Below are 23,335 nucleotides of genomic sequence, written 5' to 3' on the forward strand. Positions count from 1 at the left end.
TGTCAACACATTATCGATCCTTTACTCGGGCTGTCAAGAATGAGGGTGCGGCCCGGTCGAGGCCGGTCGGCCGGTCCCGGTCGGGAGGGCTGGATCCTCACGGAGTCGGGGTCGGCCACTCGATGTCCAGCGGGGTCGCCCGGCCCGCCGTCGGCCACTCGATCTCCGACGGGATCGCCCGGCCGGGCGCCGGCCACTCGATCTCCTGCGGGGTCGCCCCGCTCGGCGCCGGCCACTCGATCTCCTGGGGCGCGATGGCGGCTGCCGGGCGGTCGGGGGCCGCCTCGGCGTGTGCCGAGGTGATGGTGAGCAGCGTGGCCGCCGCAAGCGTGGCCAGGGTGGCGAGGCTGTGGGCGAGGCGCATGGCAGTTCTTCTCTCCTGGGTCGGGTGCGTCTGCGGCGCCGACCCCGCGGGTCGGTCCGGACGCTCGTCCTGCTTCGGTGGCGCGGGGCCGCATGCCGAGGCTAGAGGCCCTTGACGAGTGTAGTCAATCCTTGACAGGACTTGACTGACTTGCTTATTTTCAATGTGAACCAGTTGGAGATCTTGGGGGACGACGGGTCCGGAGCGCCCCGCGAAGGGGCGGAACAGGCGTCAGCGGCGCATCCGGAACTTTCCCGGCGCGCCGGGACGCCGATCCACCCGCCGTGGCAGGCCCGCCCCACCGGCGGGCGGGCGGACGGGACGGCCCCCTCCTCACCGCTACGGGCGCCGTGAGGCGCGCATGGAGGTTGCACCCGTGGACATTCGAGCATTCACGTACTTCATCGCTGTGGCCGACGAACTGCACTTCGGCAGAGCGGCGAAGAGACTCCACATCTCGCAGCCCGGCCTCTCTCAGGCGATCAAGGTGATGGAGCGTGAGATCGGCGCTCCCCTTTTCCACCGGTCGCGCCAACTGGTCTCGCTGACCGCGATCGGCGAGGAGCTCCTGCCCAGGGCGAAGCGTCTGGTCGCGCACGCCGAGGAGGTGAAGGGCTTCGCCAACGACATGGTCGACCGGCACCACGCGACCCTGACTCTGGCCCACACGGCCTCCGCGAGCCTCGGCCAGGCCCACGAGTTGACCGCGGCGTTCCGCTCGGTCCGCCCGCACATCAACCTGCGGACCTCGGCCGGCTTCAGCTCCTTCAACGTGGAACGCGTGCGCACCCGCCGCGTGGACGTGGGCTTCGTGCGGCCGCCGGTGGACCTGGGGCAGGACCTGGGGCTCCTCGGCGTGGGCCACGAGGAGATCCTCGTCGCCCTTCCCGCCGCTCATCCGTTGGCAGGCGAACTCACCGTCCGGTTCGAGGACGTCGCCGCGGACCCGCTGGTCTACTTCCCCCGCGAGTCGGGCGGGTTATGGGAGTCGATCATCCAGGCCGTCTATCCCGTGGGCCGGACCCCGCACATCGTCCGGGAGGAGCCCGACGAGGTCCACATGCTGATGGCGGTCGCCCAGGGGCACGGCATGACCCTGGTCACCCGGGATGCCGTCGCCCTGCTGGACGTACCCGGCGTGGCACTCCGCCCGTTGGAGGGCGCGCCCACCGTGCCGCTGGCCCTCGTGTGGCGCAAGGACAACACCAAGTCCGCCCTGCGGGCCTTCCTGTCGTTCATGGCCTCCGCGACGGACCAGCCGCCGCGCCCCGCCCGGCGGGAGCAGGGTCCCGCCGAGGTGGGGAAGCGCCTGCGTCACACCACGCAGGCCGTGCGTGCGGGCGTCGCCGCGCGCTCCGAGGCCTCCGAAGTGGCTCTGCGGATCTCCAGGGTGCAGCACTTGGCACTCCCGCCGGCCTTGAGGAGCTCCGAGAGGTCGATGCCGATCGGGTTGTAACCGCGCGCGGCGAGCTGTTCCGCGAGACCTGTCGCCGCCTGGGGCAGGACGACGTTGTACCCGTCCGAGACGGCGTTGAGGCCGAACACGCCGGCGTCCTCGGCCGAGACCAGGACGGCGTCCGGGAAGAGGCGGCGCAGCACCGCCCGGCTGCCCGGTGAGAACGACTCCGGGCAGTACATGATCTCGTCGTCGCCCAGGACCGCGAGCGCGGTGTCCAGGTGGTAGAAGCGCGGATCGACCAGGCGCAGACCGATCACCGGGCGGCCGAAGAAGTCCTGGGCCTCCTGGTGCGAGGCGGGATCGGTACGGAACCCGCAACCGGCCAGCACCCACTTCCCGGTGACGAGGTAGTCGCCCTCACCCTCGTTGATGAACTCCGGGTCCCGTACCTCGGGGAAACCGTTCTCGCGGAACCACCGGGAATACGCGGGTCCCTCGGCGACGCGCTGCTCGTTGCGGAACTTGGCGCCGAGCACGCGCCCGTCCACGACGGTGGCGCCATTCGCGGCGAACACCATGTCCGGCAGGCCGGGCACCGGCTCGATCAATTCGACGGTGTGCCCGAGTTCCAGATAGATCTCACGGAGGCGCTCCCACTGGAGGACGGCCAATTCGCGGTCGACCGGCTTCTCGGGATTCATCCACGGATTGATGGAATACGTCACCTCGAAGTGTGTGGGCCGGCACATGAGATAACGGCGCGGAACAGCGGTTCGGGTAGTGCGCTCGGGCATGGGAACTCTTCTCTCGAGTCGGACCTGTGGGTCCCGTGACGGATGTCCTCGGTGCGGGGCGATCCGGACGACTGCCCCGGCGGAGTCAGGGCAGCGGTTGGTCCTTGACGACCAGCGGCGTCTTGTTCGACCGCTCGTTGACGGTGAACCGCTCGACCGCCCGGACCGCGAACGCGTGGGGCGCTTCGGTCTCCACCTCGTAGCCGAGCCGGTAGACCTGGGTGAGGACCGTGCGGCGCACCTCCAGCTCGACCTCGGCCGGATCGGCGCCCTGGGCGGTCCTGATCCGCAGTTCCATCCGCTCCGCGGGGGAGCCGTGATCGAACAGCGCGATCTGCACGCCGCTGACCGCCGGGTGCAGCCGGGTCGCCTCGACGATCTCCTGCGGCGTGACGAGGATGCTCAGGAACTTCATCTGCGGATCGTCACGGCCCACGACCCGCAGCGCGGTGTCCGCCCGGCCACAGGCGCACTGAACGAACTCGCCCAGGTCGCCGAGCCGGTAGCGCACCACCGGGTTGACGCACTCCGGGTGCAGGTTGGTGACGAGGATCGCCCCGTCCTCCAGCTCGACGTGCTGGTAGGGCATGAGGTGGAACGTGTCCAGGGCGCAGGCGGGGCCGTTGTGCCCGATCACCCAGGTCTCCGTCGACCCGTACACACCGTGCAGCTCCGCGTCCGGAAGGACCCGGCGGACGGTCTCCAGCGCGCGGTCGCCGAACGGTTCACCCGTCCACAGCAGCTTCTTGAAGGCCGGGGGCCTGCGGTTCGTGCGCTCGTAGAACTCCAGCAGGTTGCCTATCTGGCTCTGCGTCGCGTTCAGGGCGCTCGCGTCGAGCAGACCCACGAAGTCGAGCCACTCGCCGAGCTGCGCCTCGTCGACTGCGCCCAGCGGGATCGTCACGGCGCCGGCCCGGTGGGCCACCGCGTTGAAGAAGTTGTGCGACGAGGACAACCGGCCGGGAGTGTCGTAGTTCACGAGGACGTCCTGGTGGTCCAGCGGACTCCACTCGGCTGCGATCGCCTCGATCAGCTGGCCACTGGCGATGAAGCTCAGCTTCGGGGTCGAGGTGGTCCCGCCGCTCCCGAGGACGATCGAGCCGTGCCGCCGCGACCGTGCGAGGCGCAGGACATCGGGAAGAGCGCCCCGGAAATCGTCCTTCGTGAGGATCGGCAGATCTCGCAGTTCCGGTTCGGCAAGGGCCCGCGCGTCGTCGTACCGGTCACTGAGGGACGGAATCTCCGCCATGCGTTCCAGCAGGGCGGGAACGGAGAGCGCCGCATTGTTCTTCGTCATGTCAACAAGTAGGCCCGGCGCCGCCATCCGCTGTCCAAGCAGATTTCCGACTCACGTGATCAGCGCCGCTTATCGCGCGTTGATTCGAGATGGTTATTGGACGCGTGACAGGGGCTGTGGCTGAATTCTTCGGAGCGCGCGTCATCGAGTTGCCCACATGCCACAGTGAGTTGGGAAGAAAGCATGTTGATCCGGGATGAAGCGGGACTGAGGCTGCTGCGACAGGCACAGGAGGAGGCCCGGTGGGCACGACGGCACCCGCCCACCGCCGACTTCCACACCCGCAAGCTGTCCGCGGCATGGGCGCGAGCCGCCAAGTCCCAGGCCTTCCGGGACATCGGTGCCTTCTCCTGGGACGGCTTCGAGCGACTCCAGGTCACCCCCAAGGACCGGCTGAAGCAGGACCCCTGGAGCTTCGCGGTGGGGGAGCTGGCCGAGGCGGCCAAGTACTACGAGACGACGGGCACCTCCGGCCGGGTCACCCCCACCCCGCGCCACCTGGAGGACATCGTGTGGAACACGGTCTCCGTCGCCGAGGCGTGGCGCTCCGTCCTGAACGCCGACGACCGGGTCGCGATCCTGCTGCCCTCCGACATCGTGCCGGTCGCCGACCTCATCGTCGGCGTCTGCGAGTACCTCGGACTGCCGCACACCCGGATGTACCCGTTCGCCACCGGCATCTCCGACTGGGACCGCCTGAGCGACCTGTGGTCCACCCTGCGGCCCACCGCCGTCTTCGCGGCCCCGGGCGTGCTGATGCAACTCACCCGCCTGCTCGTCCAGCGCGGCACGCTGCCCGGACTCCGCGATTCCATATCCAAACTGATGCTGCTCGGTGAGGTCAGCACCCCGGCTCTGCGCGCCCGGCTCGGCACCTGGTGGGACGCCACCGCGCACGACGTGAGCTACGGCAGCACCGAGACCGGCACCCTCGCCGCGACCTGCCCCGCCGGGAACCTCCACCTGCTCACCCACGCCCACTACTTCGAGCTGACGGACGGCGAACGCACGGCGCCCCTGCCGGCCGACGGCGCGGGGCGGCTGGTCGTCACCCCCCTCAACCTGCACGCCCGCCCGCTGCTGCGCCTCGACACCGGCGACGAGGTGGAGATCAGCAGTGATCGGTGCGACTGCGCCACCCCCGGCAGCACGATCGTCGTCCGTGGCCGGTCCAGCGAAGGCCTGCGCATACGGGGCGCGGACCTGGCGATCCGAGACGTGGAGGAGATCGTCTACGGGCTGACGTCGGCCACGGGCTATCTCGTCGAGGTCGACGAGGCGGGCACGCAGGCCCGGCTCCTCCTGGAACGCCTGCCCGGCTCCGACCGCGCTGGCGAAGCCGCCGACGCCGACTCCGTGCAGGAGGCCTGCCGGCACCGGTTGGGCTTCGCCTGGGACGGTGTCGCCTTCCTCAACGCGCTGCCCTCCACCACCAAGAGCGGGGGATCGCAGAAGAGTTGGAAGCGCACCAACGTACGCGTCGTGGAGACCGCCCGATGACCGCCCCCACCGTGCCCCCCGAGTCCACCCCCGCCGCGTCCCCTGCTCCCGGCGGCGCCGTCCTGGGCGATCCCGACCTGTGGTGCACGTACGCCGCGACGCGCACCCTCGCCTGGCTCGGCCGGACCGCCGAAGCCACCGCCCCGGACGCCACCGCCCGCTACCTGAGCGGCCGCCGCAACGCCGACGGCGGCTACGCGTGGTCCGTCGGCATGCCCTCCGACGCCTGGGCGACCTTCTACTGCACCCAGGCGCTCACCGATCTCGGCCACCCCGTCCCGCAACCGGAGGCGACCGCCGCATGGCTCGCCACCACCTGGACCGGCGACGCGTACGCCATGACGCCCGGCCAGGACGCCGAGGTCTGGGCCACCCACTTCTCCACCCGCACCGTCCTGGGCCCCGCCCGCTCCACCGTTCCCGACCGGGAGCGCCTGCTGGCCTGGCTCCACGGCCTCCAGACCGCGGACGGCGGACTCTCCTGGAGCCCCGGCCACACCACCGCCGACGTGCGTGCCTGCCACTACGGCGCCGCCGCCTGGGCCGCGCTGAACGCCCAGGAGCCCGTACGCCCCCCGTGGGACGTAGCGCGCCTGGTCGCCTGGATCCAGGCCCAACAGGCCCCCGAGGGCGGCTTCCGGTTCTCGCCCGACGCCAGGACCCCGTGCATGTGGGCCACCTACCGGTCGGTCGCCGCCCTGCGTCTCCTCGGCGCGATGCCCACGTACGACATCGAGCCGTGGGTGCTTGCCCTGCGCGGCCCCGGGCGGGCGTTCGTGCGGTGGGAGGGCTACGCGGTCGAGGACGTGTGGGCGTCCTTCTGCGCCGTCGGTGCGCTCGTCGGTGTCGGCGCCGACGTCAAGGGCATCGCCGACGACGTGGTGCGCCGCATCGCGGAACTCGCCTGCCCCGGCGGCGGCTACACCTACCGCGAACCGGCCCTCGCCGCCGACGCGCTGACCACCGCCGCCGCCGTCCTCGCGCACCCGGACGACCCCGCCGTACCCGCCCACCGGGCCTGGCTCGAAGGGTGCCTGCTGCCCAACGAGGCAGGCCTGATGTACATGCCCGGGCGGGGCAGCGAGATCCGCTGCACCCTGTGGGGCCTCACCGCCGGGGTCTTCGCCGATCCCGAACGCCATGCCGCGCAGCGCGCCGGCGTCCTCGGCTGGCTCCGCTCCCTGCAGAACCCCGACGGCGGCTTCGGGTTCTGGGAGGGCAGGGGCTCGGATTCCCTGTCGACGGCCGCCGCTGTCGCGGTCGTCCGGCTGCTGGGCGCCGACCTGCGCGTCGTACTCGACGCCGACGCCCTGGAGGCCTTCGCCGGCCGGGGCCCGGGCGAAGGGGCACGCGCGCGCCTGCGCGCCCTGCGTGTCCGCCACGCGCTCGGGCACCTGGACGACGCTCCCGTCCGTGCCGTCCTGGACGCCCACCGGGTGCGCGGCGGCGGCTGGGCGGACACCGGTTCGCGCATGCCCGACCTGCTGTCCACGTACGAGGCAGTGGCGACAGCGGACCTGTTCGGTGTCGCGCTCGACCCCGAACACCTGCGCCGCTTCGTCGACCGCGTCCACACCGCCGACGGCACCGCCTGGACGCCGCTGGCCCCCGCCACGGGCGGCCCCCTGGCCGACTGCCTGGGCACGCTGCTGCGGCACCGGGTCGGGCAGGGCCCCACCGGGTCCCTGCCCGACCTGGTCCTGTCCTGATGCCTGTCCCCGTCACCCCGGCCAACGCGTCCCCGAGGCCCACCGAAGGCACCCATGCCCACCATTGACATCCTCGCCCCCGAACTGACAGTGCCCGCGCGGCGGGCCGTGGCCATCCGGCTCACCCGGCACTTGACCGCCCGTGGTGTGCCCGCCGGTCACGTCGTCGTGCACTTCAGCACCGCCGAACCCCACTCGCTGTTCAGCGGTGGGATGTCCGCCGAGGCGCTGCCCGCCGTCGAGGACGGCCTGCACCACGCACGCGTGACCGTGTGCGTGGGCCCGGACCGCGACGCGACCTTCCGCTCCGACCTGGCGCAGGAGATTGCGGCGGCGCTCGGCATGACCGAGCGGACTCCCTTCCTCTACATCGAGTTCCGGCCCACCGACCCCGCGCTCGTCCACCTGGCCGACCAAGGACGCCTCCGGCTCGCGGCGACCCCGCGAGTTCACTGAGCCGCCGAGAGGCCTCCCGCGTGCCCGCCGTGCCCGGACCTCCGGACTCTCCGATCCACGGAACGACCAGCGCCGCCGCTCCTGAAAGGCAGGACCCCTCATGACCACGACCGTCCCCGCCCTCGACGAACTCACCACGCAGGTACGGGCCGCCCTGAGCCCCGTCCTGGGGGACTCCCTCGCGGCCGTCACGGACGACGCCGACCTGGCCAGGGCCCTCGGCGACCGCTACGACAGCCTCACCGCCCTGGAGTGCGTCTCGCGTGTCGAGGCCGCGTTCGACGTGGAGGTCGACTTCGTCGCCCACGACGTCCGGCACGTCTTCGCCACGGTGGGACGCATCGCCGCCTTCGTACGCGACCTGATCGAGGACCGCACGGCCCTGGAAGCCTCCTCGTGACTCCCGTCTCCGCCGCCGCCACCGAGCGCGCGGTGGCCGAGGCCCCCTTCGAGACCTCCGGCCACAGCGGCGACCCGGTGCGCTGGTGGCGCACCCCCGGCCAACTGCGCGACGAGGCCCTGCTGGTGGCCCGGACGGCGCTGGGCACCGTGGAGCAGGTCGTCTGCTTCGCCCCGCCCCGGCACCTCTTCGGGCGCCTCTTCGGCGTCGTCCTGCCCGGCCTCCTCGGCGTCCCCGTCGTGCGGGCCTGGGACGACCCCATGAGCGTGCCGGCCCCGCGCCCCGGACTGCGTACCCTCTTCGTCTGCCTGCCGTCCAGCTGGCTGGTCCTGCGCTCCCTGGTGCCGTCCACCGCCGACCACCCGGGAGCGGTCGCCCTCCACGGCACCGGGCCCGTCACCGACGCCGCCCGCAACCTCGTGCGGGACCGGCGGGGCACGCCGTTCACCGCCGTCGAGGTCTTCGGCTCCACCGAGACCGGCGCGGTCGCCCTGCGCCGCCTGGCCGACCACCCCGGGGAGGAGACGCCCTGGCAGCTCCTGGACGACGTCGTCGCCGACGTGGAGGACGACGACCGGCTCACCGTGCGCGGCCCCCGGCTCGCCCGGCGCGACGGCTGCGACCGTCCCCTCACCGCGTGGACCATGGACGACACGGTGACCCCGGTGGGGCCCCGCTCCTTCCTGTGGCGCGGACGCGCCTCCCGGATGATCAAGGTCAACGGGGTCCGCTGCGACCTCGGCGCCGTCGAGGACGCGATCGCCTCCGCCTTCCCCGGCACCGAGGTGGTGTGCACGACCGCCGGCGACGCCGTGCGCGGTGAGCGCTACGACCTGTTCCACACCGCGGGACCCGCCCGTATCGACGCGCGGACCATCCGTACCGCCCTCCGAGCCGCGCTCCCGGGCTGCCCCCTTCCCGGCGCCGTCCACCGCGTCGACCGGATCGACCGCTCCGCCACCGGGAAACCCCTGCTGAACCGGCTCACCACCCCTCCCACCACGACTTCCCCGACACCGGCGAGGGTGGCATGACGGCATCACCCGCCCCTGCGTCCCTCGCCGGGGCCCCCACCGCACCCGACACCGCGGTCCCGGACTTTCTCCGGGCCGCAGGACCGGACCGGGTCCTCGCCCTGGGGCCCGAAGACCGCGCCCGCCTCGCCGCGAGCCGCGCGTCACTGGCCGAGATCGCCGCCCGCCGCCCCGTCTACGGCCTGACCAAGGGCTTCGGTCCGCTGGTCTCCTACGACGCCGACCACGACCCGCACGTCCAGGGAGCCGGGCTGCTCGATCACCTCACCACCGGTCAGGGCCCGGCCCTGTCGCCCGAGGTCACCCGGACCATGGTCTGGCTGAGGCTGCGCAGCATGTCCCTGGGCCGCTCCGCCGTGGCCGTCGACGTCTGGGACGCCCTGGCCGCCCAGTGGAATCAGGGCTTCACCCCGGTCGTGCCCCAGGACGGCAGCCTCAGCGCCAGTGGCGACCTCGTCCCACTGGCCCACGCGGCACAAGCGGCGGCAGGGAAGGGCGACGCCTGGCGGCGCGCCCCGGACGGCAGCTGGCGGCAGGAGCCCGCGGCCCAGGCGCTGCGCGCGCTGGGCGCCGCCCCGGTCCGCTGGGACGCCCGCTCCGCCCTCGCCTTCGCCAACGGCACCAGCGCGTCTCTCGCCCGCGCCCTGCACAACCACGTACGGCTCCAGGCCCTGGCCCACGCCGTGGCCGCCGGAACCGGCCACCTGGCGGGACTCCTCGGCAGCAGCCCCGAGCCCTACGACGACCGCCTCTCCGCCGTCCGGGGGCACCGGGGGCAGCGACAGGCAGCCGCCCTGATCCGTGCGGCCCGCGGCGCCGTCGTCCGCACCGAGGACGCCGCGCGCCGCCTCCAGGAACCGTACTCACTGCGCTGCGCCCCCCAGGTCGTGGGCGCCGTACTCGACCAACTCGGCTTCCAGGGCCAGGTTTTGATCACCGAAGGAGAGGGCACCACCGACAACCCCGTCTTCGTCGACGACGACGTTCTGCACGGCGGCAACTTCCACGCCGCGCCCGTGGCCCTGGCGAGCGAGCAGCACATGCTCTGCCTGCACCAGCTCGCCTACCTGGCCGAACGCCAGCTTCACCTCGCCCTCGACCCGCAGCACAACGGCGGCCTCCCACCCATGCTGACACCCGCCCCCGGACGCCAGAGCGGGTTCGCCGGTGTCCAGATCGCCGCCGGTTCGCACCTGGGCGCGATCCGCCAGCACGGCTATCCCGCCTCGTTCACCCCGGTCCCCACCAACCTCGGCAACCAGGACCACGTGCCGCTGGCTCTCAACAGCGCCAACGCGGTGTCCACCGCCCTGGACCGCGCCTGGTGGATCGTCGCCTCCCTCGCCCTCGCCCTCAACCAGCTGGCCCGCCTGAGCGGGACCGCTCCCGCGCACGGCGTCTGGCGGCACCTCGCCTGCGACTGGACCCCCCTGGACCGCGACCGGCCCCTGGCCGGCGAGGTCGCCGCCACCGCCCGACGGCTCGAACGCCACTTCACGACTCCCCAGGGACCGCGCACATGACGACAGCACCCCACCGGATCCGCCTGCCCGCCGCCCAGCAACCTCCATGGACCCGCGACGGCCTCGTCGAGAACGTCCGCGCGGACCTCGCCGCGCTGCCTCCCCTCGTGGAGGCGAGCGCCGCGCACCGGCTGCGGGCCGAGCTGGCCCGCGCCGCGCAGGGCACCCGTTTCGTCCTCCAGGGCGGCGACTGCGCCGAACCCTTCGCCGACTCCGCGCCCGCGAGGATCACCGCCAAGGCCGCCCAACTGTCCGCTCTGGCGGATCTGCTGGCCACCCGCGCGGGCCTGCCGGTCGTACGGATCGGCCGGTTCGCCGGGCAGTACGCCAAGCCCCGCTCACAAGCCGTCGAAACCCTCGCCGACGGCACCGTGCTGCCCGTCTACCGGGGCGACGCGGTCAACCGGCCGACGGCGGACCCCGCCGCGCGCCGCCCCGATCCGGCACGGTTGCGGGCCGCCTACGACCACGCCGCCGCGTGCCTGGACGCCCTCCTGCTCCAGGGTCACCTGGCCGGGGACGCCGGCGCCGGCTCCGTGTACACCAGCCACGAGGCACTGCTCGTCGACCTGGAGACCCCCCTCGTGAGGGAGGACACCGAAGCCGGAGGTCACTACAGCTCCTCCGCGCACATGCTCTGGATCGGTGAGCGCACCCGTCAACTCGACGGCTGGCACGTAGGGTTCGCCGAAACGGTGAACAACCCCGTCGGCGTCAAACTGGGCCCCGGCGCGTCCCCGGACGACGTACACGAACTGTGCGAACGGCTCACCCGGGGCCACGGCGCCGGGCGCCTGTCACTCATCACCCGGCTCGGAGCCGCCGAGACCGCCCGCCGCCTGCCCGCCCTCGTCGAGGCCGCGGCCGACTTCACCGGCCGCGTGGTCTGGCTGTGCGACCCGATGCACGGCAACACCGTCCGCCACCCTTCGGGGCGCAAGACCCGCGTGCTGACCGACGTGCTGCGCGAGGTCACCGACTTCATCGCCGTGCTGCGCGCCCACGGCGTACCCCCCGGCGGCCTGCACGTCGAGATGACACCCGACGACGTGACCGAGTGCGTCGACGACCCGGCCGGCCTCGCCACCGACGGGCTGCCCCGCTTCCGGTCCACCTGCGACCCGCGCCTCGCCCCCGCCCAGGCCCGCGGCCTGCTCCTGGCGACAGCCGACCTGCTCGCGCGAAAGGACACCCCGTGACCACCGTTGACACCCCCCGCCCGCACGTCGTGATCGTCACGCGATGGCAGGAGCGCTACGCCGAATACGGCCACTACCTCGACCACGGCGACCACACGGTCACCTATGTCGCGACCGAGGTGGCGCTCCCGGCGATACCCTCCGCGGCCGCCGACGTCGTCACCGTGGCCAGGACCGACGACCTCGACGAAGTCCGCGCCGCCGTACGCCTCCTGGCCGCACGCCACGGCCGACCCGACCGGATCGTCGCCCTCAAGGAGGACGACCTGCTCATCGGGGCCGCGCTGCGCGTCGAGTGGGACTGCCCCGGCGACCGCCCCGAGGACCTGCTGCGGTTCCGCGACAAGCACCTGATGGTCGAGGCCGTGGCAGCCGCCGGTGTCCCGGCTCCCGCGAGCGCGGCCGTGACCGGCGCCGCGGAGGTCGCCGCGTTCGGCGCCACGCACGGGTGGCCCGTGGTGCTCAAACCCCGTGTCGGCAGCTCCAGCGCGGGCGTGTCCCTGGTCCGCGAACCCGAGGAACTCGACGGACACGACTGGGCCGAGCCGATGCTCGTCCAGGAGTTCCTGCCCGACGCGATCTACCACGTCGACGGGATCTTCGACGGCGCGGAGCTGATGTGCTGGCGCGCCTCCCGCTACGTCAACACCTGCCTGGGCTTTCGCGAAGGCACCTTCCTAGGGTCCGTGGAGGAAGACGACCCGGCGGTCCTGGCCCCCGTCGGCGAGCACGCGCGGGCGGCGCTCGCCGCGCTCACGGACCGGCCCACCCCCTTCCACCTGGAGGTGTTCGTCGACGCCCGGAGCGGCACGTGCCGCTTCCTGGAGGTCGGGGCACGCGTCGGCGGCGCCGAGATCCCCTTCATCTGGCGGGAACTGCACGGGTACGACCTGATGGAAGCCGCCTTCCGTCTCCAACTCGGCCTGCCGGTGCGCCCCGTGGGACCGGCGCCCATGGAACAGGTCGGCGGCTGGCTGCTCGTCCCGGCGCCCGAGGCCCGGCCGTGCCGTGTCACCGAGGTCACGCCCATGACGGGCCGGGAACCGGGGCCCTACGCCGAAGTGCTCCTCAAGCCCGGCGAGGTGCTTCCCGCGGCCGACGCCTACTACGAGCACGTCGGCGGACGCTTCCGGTTCCGGGCGGCCGGCTCCGCCGCCGTCGAGCAGGCGCTGACCACGACGGCCGCCGCTTTCCGCGTGAGCGCCGAGCCCCTCGCGCTGACCCCCGTTCACTGACCCCACGCACCCTGGAGAGCCCCCCATGTCCGTCAAGGGCCACGTCGTCATCGTCGACGCCTACCACCCCACCCGACGCCTCGCCCCGGAGTTCGTCAAGGCCGGATACGCCTGCGTCCGCGTGCAGAGCACTCCCGAGGTGCCGAAGGTGTACCGGTCGACCTTCAGCCTCGACAACTACGCCGCCAACATCGTGCACCGGGGCGACCTGGCGGAGACCGTGCGCGCCGTGTCCGCGTACGAACCCGTCGCGGTGGTGCCCGGCGGCGAGTTCGGCGTCGAGTTCGCCGACGTTCTCAGCGAGGCCATGTCCCTGCCCACCAACGGCACGGCCCTGAGCCCCGCGCGCCGCGACAAGTACACGATGGTGGAGACCGTCAAGAAGGCCGGCGTCCACGGTTCCGAGCAGATCCTCGTCACCGACGAGGCGGAACTGCGGGACTGGCACACCAAGCTGGGCCGCCGCGTCGTGGTCAAACCGATCCGCTCGACGGGCGGTGACGGCATCCACTTCTGCGACACCCCGGACCAGTCGGTCGACGCCTACCGGGCGCTGGCCCGCGCCGAGAACTTCTTCTCCGTCGACAACGAAGGCGTCGTCGCCCAGGAGTACCTGGTGGGCGGCGAATACGTCGTCAACACCGTGAGCCGCGACGGACACCACCACGTCACCGACATCTGGAAGACCACCCGCATCACCGCCAACGGCGTCCTCGACCTCTGCGACTCGGTGCACCTGCTGGCCCGCCGCTCGCCCGAGGGCACGGTGCTCGGCCGCTACGCCGAGGAGGTCCTCGACGCCCTCGGCATCCGGCACGGCCCCGGCCATCTGGAGGTCAAACTCACCCCGGACGGTCCCTGCCTGGTGGAGGCCGGGGCCCGGATCGCGGGCGGTGACATCCCGTACTACGCGAGCCTCGGCACCGGCTCCTCGCAGATCGACTGGACGGTCGACGCCTACGTGGCGCCGGAGCGCTTCCATGAGCGCCGCCTGACCGACTACGTCGTCGAACAGCACTTCGCCTCCGTCGCCATGATCTCGCCCAAGTCCGGGACACTGAAGCGGATCCGGCACATGGACACCATCGGGAACCTGGAGAGCCTCCACGAGATCCGTCCCCTCGTGGAACCCGGCGGCCAGATCCGGCCCACGGTCGACGACCTGACCTACCCCATGATCGTCAACCTGCGGCACGAGGTCGCCGAGGTCGTCCTCCGCGACTACGGAACCCTGCGGTTCCTCGACGGCGAGGGGCTCTACGAACTGTCATGAGCATCCGACCCGACACCGGCCCGGCCGTCCCCGCACCCCGGACGGCTGCCACACCTGCGTCCGCGACCACCCCCCGGGCGATCAGTGACTTCCTGGGCACGACGGCCGCCGGCGACGCCCTGCCCGACGTCCTCGCCCTGCCCCTGTCCGAGCGCCACCGCCTCCTGGCCGCGGGGGAGATCGGCGCCGAGGAGTTCCGCGCCGGCGCCGCGCACTGGGCGGCCTGTGCCGACGGCCACTACCGGGCCTGCGCCGAACTGCGCGTACCGACCGGCGGCCTGCGGCTCGGTGTCAAGGACACCGTGGACGTCCACGGGTTCGCCACCCGGCTCGGGTTGCGCCACTACCGGCACCACCCGCGCACCACGGCCGCCGTCCTGCGGGACGTCACGAACGCCGAGGTCGTCGCCAAGGTGGTCACCACCGAACTGAACATCGGCGTCGGCTCGGGATGCGTGAACCCGTACTTCCCGCACATCGACCCCGCCGGGTCCAGCACCGGCTCCGCGGTCGCCGTGGCCGCGAACATCTGCGACGTCTCACTCGGCACGGACGTTCTGGGCTCCGTGCGCTGGCCCGCCGGGCGCTGCGGCGTCGTCGGACTGCGCGTCACCCATCACCCGCGCAACCTGCCCGGGGTCTTTCCTCTCTCGCCCGCCATGGACGCGCCCGGCTGGGTCGCGCGCACCGCCGACGACCTGGCCTTCGCCTGGCAGCACATGGGGCTCGGCGGGCCCGTGCCCACCGGCGGCCGGCTGCGGGTCGGCGTCCCACGCGAGCTGAGCCGCCCAGGCGTGCTCGACCCGGAGATCACCCGGGCCGTCGCCCGCACCGCCGAACTCCTGCGCACCGCGGGGCACGACGTGGCCGAGGCAGACCTCGGCGAGCTCTGGGACTGCCGCGCCGACGCCTGGCAACTGTGCGCCCGCGACGCCTGGGACGGGTTCCAGCACTGGCGCGCCCACATCGAGGACGACCTCCTCGACTCGACATTCGCCGCCCTGCGCGCCGGCGCCGACGTCGGGGACGAGGAGTACGCCGTCATCCGGGACCGGATGACGCGGCTGCGTGCCTCACTGCCGGCCCACTTCGCCGACCGGGGCGTCGACGCCTGGCTGCTGCCGCTCGACCCGGCACTGCCCCGGCCGCGCGGAACGGTGCCCCCCGCCGCCTCCACGATCCCCGTACCGGGCGATCCCCGCTACGACCGGGAGATCGGCTTCACCCCCGTCGCCAGCTTCGCCGGACTCCCCGCGATCACCTTTCCCACCGGTGTCGACCCCGCGTCCGACGCGCCCGTGGCCATGCAGCTCGTGGCGGGCCCGCACCGGGAGGGGGCGCTCATCGCGGCGGCCCGGGACGTGTCCGACACGCTCGGCGACCTCCGGCTGCGCCCCCGAGGCGTCGACGTCCCACCCGTACCCGGCGCTTCGAAGGAGTGACCATGGCCACCACACGTCGGAAGGCCGGGGGCGTCGGCCTCCTCCACCTCGCTGTCTTCGGCGGGTACGCGGGCCAGCAGATCCTGACTCCGATCCTGCCGCCGCTCGCGCGGGAGCTGTCCATCAGCGAGTTCCAGTACGGCATGGTGATGAGCGCGTCCGCCGCCGTGGTCGCGCTCGTCAGCCCCCTGTGGGGCCGCCGCGCCGACGCGTGGGGCCGCAAACCCCTCATGGTCGTGGCGCTGTTCGGCGCGGCCCTCGGTCTCGCGGCCTTCGCCGTCTTCGCCCATCTGGGCCTGCGCGGCGTCCTGGGGGCCACAACCGTCTTCGTCCTGCTGCTGCTGGCCCGCGGCATCCTCTTCGGCGGCTCCCTCGCGGCCCTGCCCGTCGCGGCGCAGGCGTACGTCGCCGACACCACCGTCGAGGAGGAGGAGCGGGTCAAGGGGATCGCGCGTGTCGGCGCCGCCATCGGCCTCGCGCTCGTCCTGGGGCCGGGGCTCGGCGGCCTCCTGGGCGACCTCGGCATGCTCCCCGCCCTGTACACCGCGCCCGCGCTGATCGGCCTAGTCGGCGTCGTGGTCTGGGTCTGGCTGCCCGCCGAGGAACGGCACACGGACCGCAAGGCGGCACCGGGGCGACTCAGCCCGCTGGACCCGCGCATCCGCCGGTTCCTGGTGTCCGGCGCGGGCATCTACCTCTCCACCAGCCTGCTCCAGTCCAGCATCGGATTCCTGCTGATGGACCGGCTCGACCTCACCACGGCGCGGACGGTGGAGCTCTCCGGCATGGTGCTCCTGGCCGGCGGCCTGCCCATGCTCGTCGTCCAGGGCGTGATCATCCCCAGGCTGGCGTGGCGGCCGCAGCGCCTTCTCCGCGTGGGCGTGCCGCTGACCGCGGGTGCCTTCGTCGTCATCTGCGTGGCCGACTCGCTGCCGGTCTTCCTGGCCGCCGTCACCCTGTCCGGGCTCGGCCACAGTCTCGCCATCCCCGGCTACAACTCGGCGATGAGCCTCGGCGTCGAGGCCAACGAACAGGGCAGCGCGGCCGGACTCAGCGCCTCCGTCAACGCTCTCACCCTGGTGCTAGGCCCGCTCGCGGCGACCAGTCTCTACCAGGTCGACCCCGCGTTGCCGTTCGCGGTCGGGGCGATCGTGCTCGCCTCCCTGCTCGTGCTCCTCGCCCGCCGTACGCCCGTGCCCGGCCCGGCCCCGCACGACGAGGAACCCACCCCCGCGTCCAGCTCCCCGCGCTGACGGCGCACCCCGCCCGCCCCGACAGCCCAGCACACCCGAGCCCGTACGCGCCCGTAGCCCGCCCGGCGCACACGCCCAGGCCCCTCATGCGCCGGCGCACCCGTCCGTGCGCCCGGGCCCGGCCTGCACCGCGGCCGGCTCGCGCCTGCCCCAAAACGCGACCGCGACCACCCGACCCGGAGACCACACATGTCCGCACCGCCCCTGCCCCCCGTACTGAACAAGCACGCACCGCAGGCCACTCCGCCCGAGGAGGGGCTCCGCCGTGAGCTGGGCCGATGGAGCCTGACCGCCATCGCCTTCGGCGGCATGATCGGGTCGGGCTGGCTCTTCAGCGCCTACTACGCCGCGCAGACGGCGGGCCCCGCCGCACTGCTGTCCTGGCCTCTCGCGGGCGCCGCGATGATGCTCGTCGGCCTGGTCCTCGTACAGCTCGGCGCGACGCGCCCCCGGGCCGGCGGCATGGTCCGCTGGCCCCTGGAGGCCAACGGGCCCCTGGTGGGGACGGCCATAGGCTGGGCCGTCCTGCTCTCCGTCGCCAGCGCCCTGGCCGCCGAGGCGTCGGCCATCGCGCAGTACGCCGGCCACTACGTCCCCGGTCTGTACCGGGACGGACGGCTCACGGCGCGGGGCATCGCCGCGGCCGTCGCGCTCCTGGCAGTGCTCGCGCTCCTCAACTGGTTCGGCGTCCGCCTGTTCGCCCGGATCACCACGGCCCTCACCGTCTTCAAGTTCGGTGTCCCGGTGGTCACCATCGCCGTCCTGGTGGCCGCGGGCTTCGACTCGGACAGCATCGAGGCGGGCGGCGGTGTCGCCCCGTACGGCTGGTCGGCGGCGCTCTCGGCCGTGGCCGGTGCGGGCATCATCTACACCTTCAACGGCTTCGCGGCCCCCATCGAGCTGTCCGCCGAGGCCCGCGACCCGCGCCGCGACCTGCCGCGTGCCGTCGTCACGGCCATCGTCATGGCGATCGTGCTCTACACCGTCCTCCAACTGGTCTTCCTGGTCACGGTCCCGGCCGACTGGCTGGCGGGCGGCTGGCACGGGCTCAACTTCGACTCGCCCTTCGGCCAGCTCGCGCTGGCACTCAACATCGGCTGGCTCGCCACCCTGATCTACGCGGACGCCGTCCTCTCGCCGACCGGCGCCGCCGGCATCTTCGTCGCCTCGGGCAGCCGCGAGACGTACGCAGCCGCACGCAACGGCGTCCTGCCCGCCTTCTTCGCCTCCGTGCACCCCGCGTCCGGCGTCCCCCGGCGGACCCTGCTCGCCAACTTCGTCCTCGCCACGGTCTTCCTCGTCCCCTTCCGCGGCTGGCAGGAGATCATCGGCGTGGTCGGGGTGCTCTCCCTGCTGACCTACGCGGCCTGCTCCGTCGCCGTGAGCACCTTCCGCGCGACGGACCACGAGGCGCTCACCTGGCGGATGCGGGGCATGGGGTGGATCGCGCCCGCCGGGTTCGTGGTCTCCACGGAGCTGATCCACTGGGCCGGCTGGCACCACCTGCGCGCGGCGATCCCCCTGATGCCGGCCGCCGTCATCCTGTTCGCCGTCAGGTACCGTCAGGATCGAGCCCGGCTGACAGCGGAACTCCGGTCAGGCGCCTGGTTCCTGGGCTACCTTCTGCTGCTCTTCGTCGCGGCGGCCGTGGGTTCCACCGGCGGTTCCGGGCAGGTGCCCGCGCCCTGGGACTCCGTCGCGGTGGGCGGCGCAGCCCTGCTCGTCCACCGGTGGGGTGTCCGCTCCGGCGCCCGTCGTGCCCTGACCTGACCGACCCCGGCAGACCCGACTCGGAGGCTTTCCATGACACGCACCGTGGTAGTGAGCGGCGGCGGCACCGGCATCGGCCGTGCCGTGTGCGCGGCCTTCGCCGCCGAGGGCGCCCAGGTCGTCGCGATCGGACGGCGGGAGGACGTGCTGAACCGCACGGCGAGGGAACTCACCGAACGCCACACGAAACAGGGCGGCCAGGTACGCGCGCTGCCCGCCGACCTCACGCTCCCCGAGGAGGCCGATCGCGTACGGGACGAACTGCGGGCCGCCCACGGGACGGTGGACGTCCTGGTCAACTCGGCCGGTGGCAACGTCCTGATCGGTGCCCCCGAGGGAGCGGACGAGGGCACGGCCGGAGCATCCTGGCACTGGACGGAGAACTTCCGCGCCAACGTCCTGACCGCCGTCCTGCTCACCGAGGCGCTCCGCCCGGTGATCACCTCTCCCGGCGGCAGGATCGTGATGATCAGCTCGATCGCCGCGTACCGGGGCTCGGGAGCCGGCTCGTACGCGGGCGCCAAGGCGGCGCTGCACCCGTACGTCTACGACCTGGCCGCCGCCCTGGGGCCGCAGGGCGTGACCGTGAACGCGGTGGCGCCCGGCTACATCGCACAGACGGAGTTCTTCGGCACCGAGGGGCACGCCGGCGCCCGGCACGACCTGCTCGTGCGCCAGACCCACACCGGCCGTGCGGGTGTCCCCGAGGACGTCGCCGGCACGGTCCAGTGGCTCTGCTCCCCGTCGGCCTCCCAGGTCACCGCACAGATCGTCCAGGTCAACGGCGGTGCCGAAAGGGGCCGCTGACCGGCGTCCGGTGGCCCTGGATCCGCGTCGGCGTGGCCGTAGCCGCCGATCCGCGCCCGGGGCAGCGATGTCCGACGACGGGGACCGACCGGGGAACGGCGGCGACCGCCACGAGCGCGCCCGGCCACGGCGCCCTCCGGCGTGAACGCCCCCTCGGCCCTTGCGGCACAGGCCGGGGCTCCGCCGCCGCGCCTCGCCGGGCCCGACGGCGACGCGCCCCGCGCCACCGAGCCGTATGCCCTTTGGCGGCATCGGCAGGAGCAGCCTGCCGCTGACGGGGGCACAGGGCTCGTCCGCCCGGAAACCGCGGCCGGTCAGGTGCCCGTCCGGTGACACGATGCCGTCCGCCATGCCCACCCGGGCGCCGACAGGTGTGGCGCCCGGGTGCATGCACACCTCGGGAGGGGCCCGTCGTGCGGCAGCACGCCGCTGCCCCAGCCTGGGGACAAGGTCGTCCTGCGGCCCCGGACGGACGGCTGACAGAGGTCCGCCGAGGCATTCCGGCCCGCCGGCGTGACCACTCACCGTGCCCGCGCCCGCACGGATGGTCTATCTGAGCACGCGCCCGCGCCGGTTCTGAGCCAAGAGTGGAGGCATGGCAGAAACCGGCGAGCGGCGGCGCAGCACGTCCTCATCCACGACGCGTGAGTCACGCGGACGCAAGGTGCGCGGCGCACAGGACGCCGCGCACCGCGCCGCGGACGCGCTGACCGCACTCATCCATCACCGCCTCGAAGGCGTTTCCGCGGTCTCCCGCAGCGCGGACGACGGCTGGCTCGTCAACGTCGACGTGCTGGAGGTGGAGCGCATCCCCGACACCACCAGCCTGCTCGCCACCTACGAGGTCGAGCTCGACCCGTCGGGAGAACTGCTGCAGTACCGACGCGTCGCCCGCTACCGGCGTGGTGCCCAGGACCAGTGAACGGCCACCTCGCCCCGCAATCCGGAAGGACCGCCGCATGACCACCTACAGCGACGAGGTCGTGTGCGCACCGCGCGCCGGGACCCTCTACGACGTACTGGAACTCATCCTCGACCGCGGCATGGTCATCGACGTCTTCGTCCGCGTCTCCCTGGTCGGCATCGAGATCCTCAAGATCGACGCCCGGATCGTCGTGGCCAGCGTCGACACCTATCTGCGCTTCGCCGAGGCGTGCAACCGCCTCGATCTGGAGTACGACGCGCGCAGCAAGACCGTCCCCGAGCTGTTCGGGGGCCCGGTCGCCAGCGCCGTCGGCAAGGCGGGCGCGAAGAAGACGGCCCGCTCGCTCACCGACCGGGTGAAGGGCGCCCTGAGCCCCGGTGAGGAAGACGACGACAACGAAGCCGAGGACGAGGGCGAGGAGCGCGAGCAGCGGCAGGAGCGTCCGCGTCGCCGCCCCGCCGGCGAACGCCGCAGGACCGCCGGCCGTGACCGGGACGACGACGAACGTCCCCGCTCCCGCTCCCGCCGGCGCACGGACGAGGAGGGCTGACCGTGACCGCGACGACCTCCGCGGCCCTCGACGCCCAGTACGTCTACGGCATCGCTCCCGCCCCCGTCAGGGCGCCGCGCGCCCTCGGTGTGGGCGGTGCCCCGGTGCGGTTGCTGACCGAGTCCGGCCTGTGTGCCGCCGTCTCGGCGGCCCCCGGTCGACTACGGGCACGGCGACGCGACTTGATGGCCCATCAGGCCGTCCTCGGCGAACTGTCGGCCCAGGGCCCCGTCATCCCCATGCAGTTCGCCGTCCTCACCCGTGACGCCGAGGCTGTGCGCGCCCAGCTGCGGGACGGGCAGGCCCATCTGTCGGCGCAGCTCGACGCCGTCAGGGGGCGAATCGAGATGAACCTCAAGGGCGCGACCGTCCCGGGCTACTTCGCCCGCCTCGTCCACCAGGACGAAGGACTGCGCAACCTGGCCCGCCGGACCCGGCGCAGGCCGGACTACGACGCCAACGTGCGCCTCGGTGAGGCCATCGCCCGCGCCGTGCGCCAGGAGGCGGAGCGCGCCGCGCGCGAAACCCTCGCCCGGCTGGCGCCGTTCGCCGAACGGACCGTCCGGGGCGCGCTCGACGACACCCATGTGCTGAGCACGTCGTTCCTGCTGCGCGCCGCCGACGAGAAGCGGTTCCGGGAAGCCGTCGCGGAACTGGCGCACCGGTTCGGGGACCGGCTGGCACTGAGTGTGACCGGCCCCCTGCCCTGCTACAGCTTCGTCGAGACCGCGCCCGCCGCGGCCGGGGCGTGACGCCGTGGGTCTCGTGAGCGGCGTGCTGCTGCTCCCGCTGGCCCCGGTGCGCGCCACCCTGTGGGTCGCCGACCACCTCCTCCAGGAGGCCGAGCGGCAGGCCCACGACCCGCGCGCGGTCCAGTCACGCCTGGCCGCGCTCAATCGCGACCTGGACGAGGGCGTCATCGACGAGGCGACCTTCGAGCAGGAGGAGGAGCGTCTTCTCGATCTCCTCGACCAACCCGTCCGCTATCTGGGCTGCGCACCCCCGACCGTGGCCTCTTCACTGGGAAGGCACGCATGAACGACAGCACCAAAGCGGCCATGGCGGCCGCCGTGGCCGGCGGGTACGTCCTGGGACGCACCAGGAAGGCCAAGGTCGCCTTCGCCATCGGCACCTATCTCGCGGGACGGCGCTTCAGCCTCTCGCCGGGCCAGCTGCTCAACCAGGGACTGGCCAAACTCCAGGAGACACCGCAGTTCCAGGACCTCAGCGAGCAGGTTCGCGGCGAGTTGCTGAGCGTCGGACGCTCGGCGGTCTCCGCTGCCGCCAACCGCCGTCTGTCGACCCTCAGCGACATGCTCCGCGATCGTACGGACGCACTCGCCGACTCCGCCGGCAAGGGCCGCCGGGATGACGACGACGAGTACGACGAATCCGACGAGTACGACGACGACGGATACGAGGACACCGACAAGAACGAAGAAGAGGGCGAGGAAGAGGAGGAAGAGGAAGGGGAAGAGGAGGACGAAGAGGACGAGGGCGCCGGGAGGGGCGAGGGGAGAAGGCCGGAGGAGGACGAGGACGAGGAGCCCGACGAGGAGGAAGAGGGTCCGCCCGAGGAGGACGCGGAGCTGGAGGAAGAGGAAGAGGAAGAGGAAGAGGGTCCGCCCGACGAGGACGCGGAGCTGGAGGAGGAAGAGGAAGAGGGCCCCGACGAGGGCGCGGAGCCGGCGGAAGAGGAAGAGGGTCCGGACGAGGAGGCGGAGCCGGACGTAGAAGAGGAAGAGGAAGAGGAAGAAGAAGAGGGTCCCGACGAGGACGAGGAGCCGGACGAGGACGAGGAGCCCGAGAGGAAGCGCGGCTCGGAGCGGCCCCGGCACGGCCGTGACGAGCGCAGGAGGTCACGGAGCGAGAAGAGGTCCGCGAGCCGCCAGGCGCCGCCACCACGCAAGAGGGTGGCCGGCAGGACCCCCGCCAAGGAGGCACCGGCCAAGAAGGCCGCTGCCCGCAAGGCCCCGGCCGGACAGCAGGCCAGGAAGTCCACCGGCTCGGCCCCGGCGAAGAAGGCGGCGGGCAAGAAGGCCGCCGAGACGCCCCCGGCGAAGAAGGCAGCGGCCAAGAAGGCGCCCGCCAAGAAGTCGGCGGCGAAGCAGGCGCCCGCCAAGAAGGCTCCCGCGAAGAAGTCCGCGCCCGCCAAGAAGGCCGCGCCCGCCAGGAGCGCGGCCAAGAGGGCACCCGCCAAGAAGTCGGCGGCGAAGCAGGCGCCCGCCAAGAAGGCTCCCGCGAAGAAGTCCGCCGCCAAGAAGACGGCACCGGCGAAGAAGACCAGCGGAGGGGGCGGTGCGGCGAAGAAGACCGCGCGCCCGTCCGGAAGCAACCAGTCGCGTCAGACAAGCAGATCCGCCGGCGGCGGCCGGGGCTCCGGCGCGCGGCGGGGGAGGTGAGCG

21 protein-coding genes and 1 pseudogene are annotated in these 23,335 nt (G+C 72.8%); 19 read left to right on the forward strand and 3 right to left on the reverse strand.

Annotated features, from left to right (window positions below; genetic code table 11):
* Positions 1-97 precede the first annotated feature (97 nt).
* Complete coding sequence (locus tag AC0ZLC_RS16680; RefSeq protein ID WP_476752738.1) at positions 98-364, reverse strand: hypothetical protein; 267 nt, start codon at positions 362-364, stop codon at positions 98-100.
* A 361-nt stretch (positions 365-725) separates the two neighbouring features.
* Between AC0ZLC_RS16680 and AC0ZLC_RS16685 the strand changes: the two are divergent.
* Positions 726-1,598, forward strand: a pseudogene (locus tag AC0ZLC_RS16685) (LysR substrate-binding domain-containing protein); the annotation flags it as partial.
* A gap of 80 nt (positions 1,599-1,678) precedes the next feature.
* On the opposite strand, the gene ddaH reads toward AC0ZLC_RS16685, so the two are convergent.
* Both ddaH and AC0ZLC_RS16695 read right to left on the reverse strand, forming a co-directional pair.
* Positions 1,679-2,557, reverse strand: a complete 879-nt coding sequence (gene ddaH, locus AC0ZLC_RS16690) for a dimethylargininase (protein ID WP_476752739.1) — start codon at positions 2,555-2,557, stop codon at positions 1,679-1,681.
* An 85-nt stretch (positions 2,558-2,642) separates the two neighbouring features.
* Positions 2,643-3,854, reverse strand: coding sequence for an AMP-binding protein (locus AC0ZLC_RS16695; protein WP_476752740.1), 1,212 nt, complete (start codon positions 3,852-3,854; stop codon positions 2,643-2,645).
* 183 nt (positions 3,855-4,037) lie between these two features.
* Here AC0ZLC_RS16695 and AC0ZLC_RS16700 point away from each other — a divergent pair, with 183 nt between their 5' ends.
* From AC0ZLC_RS16700 to AC0ZLC_RS16785, 18 genes are all read left to right on the forward strand, one after another.
* The gene (locus tag AC0ZLC_RS16700; protein ID WP_476752741.1) at positions 4,038-5,354 is read left to right on the forward strand and encodes a phenylacetate--CoA ligase family protein; all 1,317 of its coding nucleotides are present in this window, start codon (positions 4,038-4,040) and stop codon (positions 5,352-5,354) included.
* Positions 5,351-7,063, forward strand: a complete 1,713-nt coding sequence (locus AC0ZLC_RS16705; protein ID WP_476752742.1) for a prenyltransferase/squalene oxidase repeat-containing protein — start codon at positions 5,351-5,353, stop codon at positions 7,061-7,063. The genes AC0ZLC_RS16700 and AC0ZLC_RS16705 overlap by 4 nt, the downstream gene beginning before the upstream one ends.
* Positions 7,064-7,117: 54 nt before the next feature.
* Positions 7,118-7,519 carry a hypothetical protein gene (locus AC0ZLC_RS16710; protein WP_476752743.1) on the forward strand — a complete coding sequence of 134 codons (402 nt, stop codon included), beginning with the start codon at positions 7,118-7,120 and terminating at the stop codon, positions 7,517-7,519.
* Positions 7,520-7,619: 100 nt separating this feature from the next.
* Positions 7,620-7,919, forward strand: coding sequence for an acyl carrier protein (locus tag AC0ZLC_RS16715; RefSeq protein ID WP_476752744.1), 300 nt, complete (start codon positions 7,620-7,622; stop codon positions 7,917-7,919).
* Positions 7,916-8,953, forward strand: a complete 1,038-nt coding sequence (locus AC0ZLC_RS16720; protein WP_476752745.1) for a class I adenylate-forming enzyme family protein — start codon at positions 7,916-7,918, stop codon at positions 8,951-8,953. The genes AC0ZLC_RS16715 and AC0ZLC_RS16720 overlap by 4 nt, the downstream gene beginning before the upstream one ends.
* Entirely contained in the window at positions 8,950-10,476 is a 1,527-nt protein-coding gene (locus tag AC0ZLC_RS16725) for an aromatic amino acid ammonia-lyase (RefSeq protein WP_476752746.1), read from the forward strand. The genes AC0ZLC_RS16720 and AC0ZLC_RS16725 overlap by 4 nt, the downstream gene beginning before the upstream one ends.
* Positions 10,473-11,675, forward strand: a complete 1,203-nt coding sequence (locus AC0ZLC_RS16730) for a 3-deoxy-7-phosphoheptulonate synthase (protein WP_476752747.1) — start codon at positions 10,473-10,475, stop codon at positions 11,673-11,675. The genes AC0ZLC_RS16725 and AC0ZLC_RS16730 overlap by 4 nt, the downstream gene beginning before the upstream one ends.
* On the forward strand, positions 11,672-12,910 hold the full coding sequence (locus AC0ZLC_RS16735; protein WP_476752748.1) for an ATP-grasp domain-containing protein: 1,239 nt from the start codon (positions 11,672-11,674) through the stop codon (positions 12,908-12,910). The genes AC0ZLC_RS16730 and AC0ZLC_RS16735 overlap by 4 nt, the downstream gene beginning before the upstream one ends.
* A 25-nt stretch (positions 12,911-12,935) precedes the next feature.
* Complete coding sequence (locus tag AC0ZLC_RS16740; RefSeq protein WP_476752749.1) at positions 12,936-14,183, forward strand: ATP-grasp domain-containing protein; 1,248 nt, start codon at positions 12,936-12,938, stop codon at positions 14,181-14,183.
* Positions 14,180-15,625, forward strand: a complete 1,446-nt coding sequence (locus tag AC0ZLC_RS16745; RefSeq protein WP_476752750.1) for an amidase family protein — start codon at positions 14,180-14,182, stop codon at positions 15,623-15,625. The genes AC0ZLC_RS16740 and AC0ZLC_RS16745 overlap by 4 nt, the downstream gene beginning before the upstream one ends.
* A 2-nt stretch (positions 15,626-15,627) precedes the next feature.
* Positions 15,628-16,878, forward strand: coding sequence for an MFS transporter (locus AC0ZLC_RS16750; protein WP_476752751.1), 1,251 nt, complete (start codon positions 15,628-15,630; stop codon positions 16,876-16,878).
* Between the two features lie 189 nt (positions 16,879-17,067).
* Complete coding sequence (locus AC0ZLC_RS16755; RefSeq protein ID WP_476752752.1) at positions 17,068-18,648, forward strand: APC family permease; 1,581 nt, start codon at positions 17,068-17,070, stop codon at positions 18,646-18,648.
* A 33-nt stretch (positions 18,649-18,681) separates the two neighbouring features.
* Complete coding sequence (locus AC0ZLC_RS16760) at positions 18,682-19,455, forward strand: SDR family NAD(P)-dependent oxidoreductase (RefSeq protein ID WP_476752753.1); 774 nt, start codon at positions 18,682-18,684, stop codon at positions 19,453-19,455.
* A 595-nt stretch (positions 19,456-20,050) separates the two neighbouring features.
* Entirely contained in the window at positions 20,051-20,377 is a 327-nt protein-coding gene (locus AC0ZLC_RS16765; RefSeq protein WP_476752754.1) for a gas vesicle protein GvpO, read from the forward strand.
* Between the two features lie 37 nt (positions 20,378-20,414).
* Positions 20,415-20,930 (forward strand): gas vesicle structural protein GvpA, encoded by a 516-nt coding sequence (locus AC0ZLC_RS16770; RefSeq protein ID WP_476752755.1) that lies wholly within the window; start codon positions 20,415-20,417, stop codon positions 20,928-20,930.
* Positions 20,931-20,932: 2 nt separating this feature from the next.
* A complete protein-coding gene (locus AC0ZLC_RS16775) occupies positions 20,933-21,682 on the forward strand; it encodes a GvpL/GvpF family gas vesicle protein (protein ID WP_476752756.1) in 750 nt (249 codons plus the stop codon).
* A gap of 4 nt (positions 21,683-21,686) precedes the next feature.
* A complete protein-coding gene (locus AC0ZLC_RS16780; protein WP_476752757.1) occupies positions 21,687-21,968 on the forward strand; it encodes a gas vesicle protein GvpG in 282 nt (93 codons plus the stop codon).
* Positions 21,965-23,332, forward strand: coding sequence for a histone protein (locus AC0ZLC_RS16785; RefSeq protein WP_476752758.1), 1,368 nt, complete (start codon positions 21,965-21,967; stop codon positions 23,330-23,332). The genes AC0ZLC_RS16780 and AC0ZLC_RS16785 overlap by 4 nt, the downstream gene beginning before the upstream one ends.
* The last annotated feature ends 3 nt before the right edge of the window (positions 23,333-23,335 follow it).

This window comes from Streptomyces sp. GLSS-08, assembly GCF_056387915.1.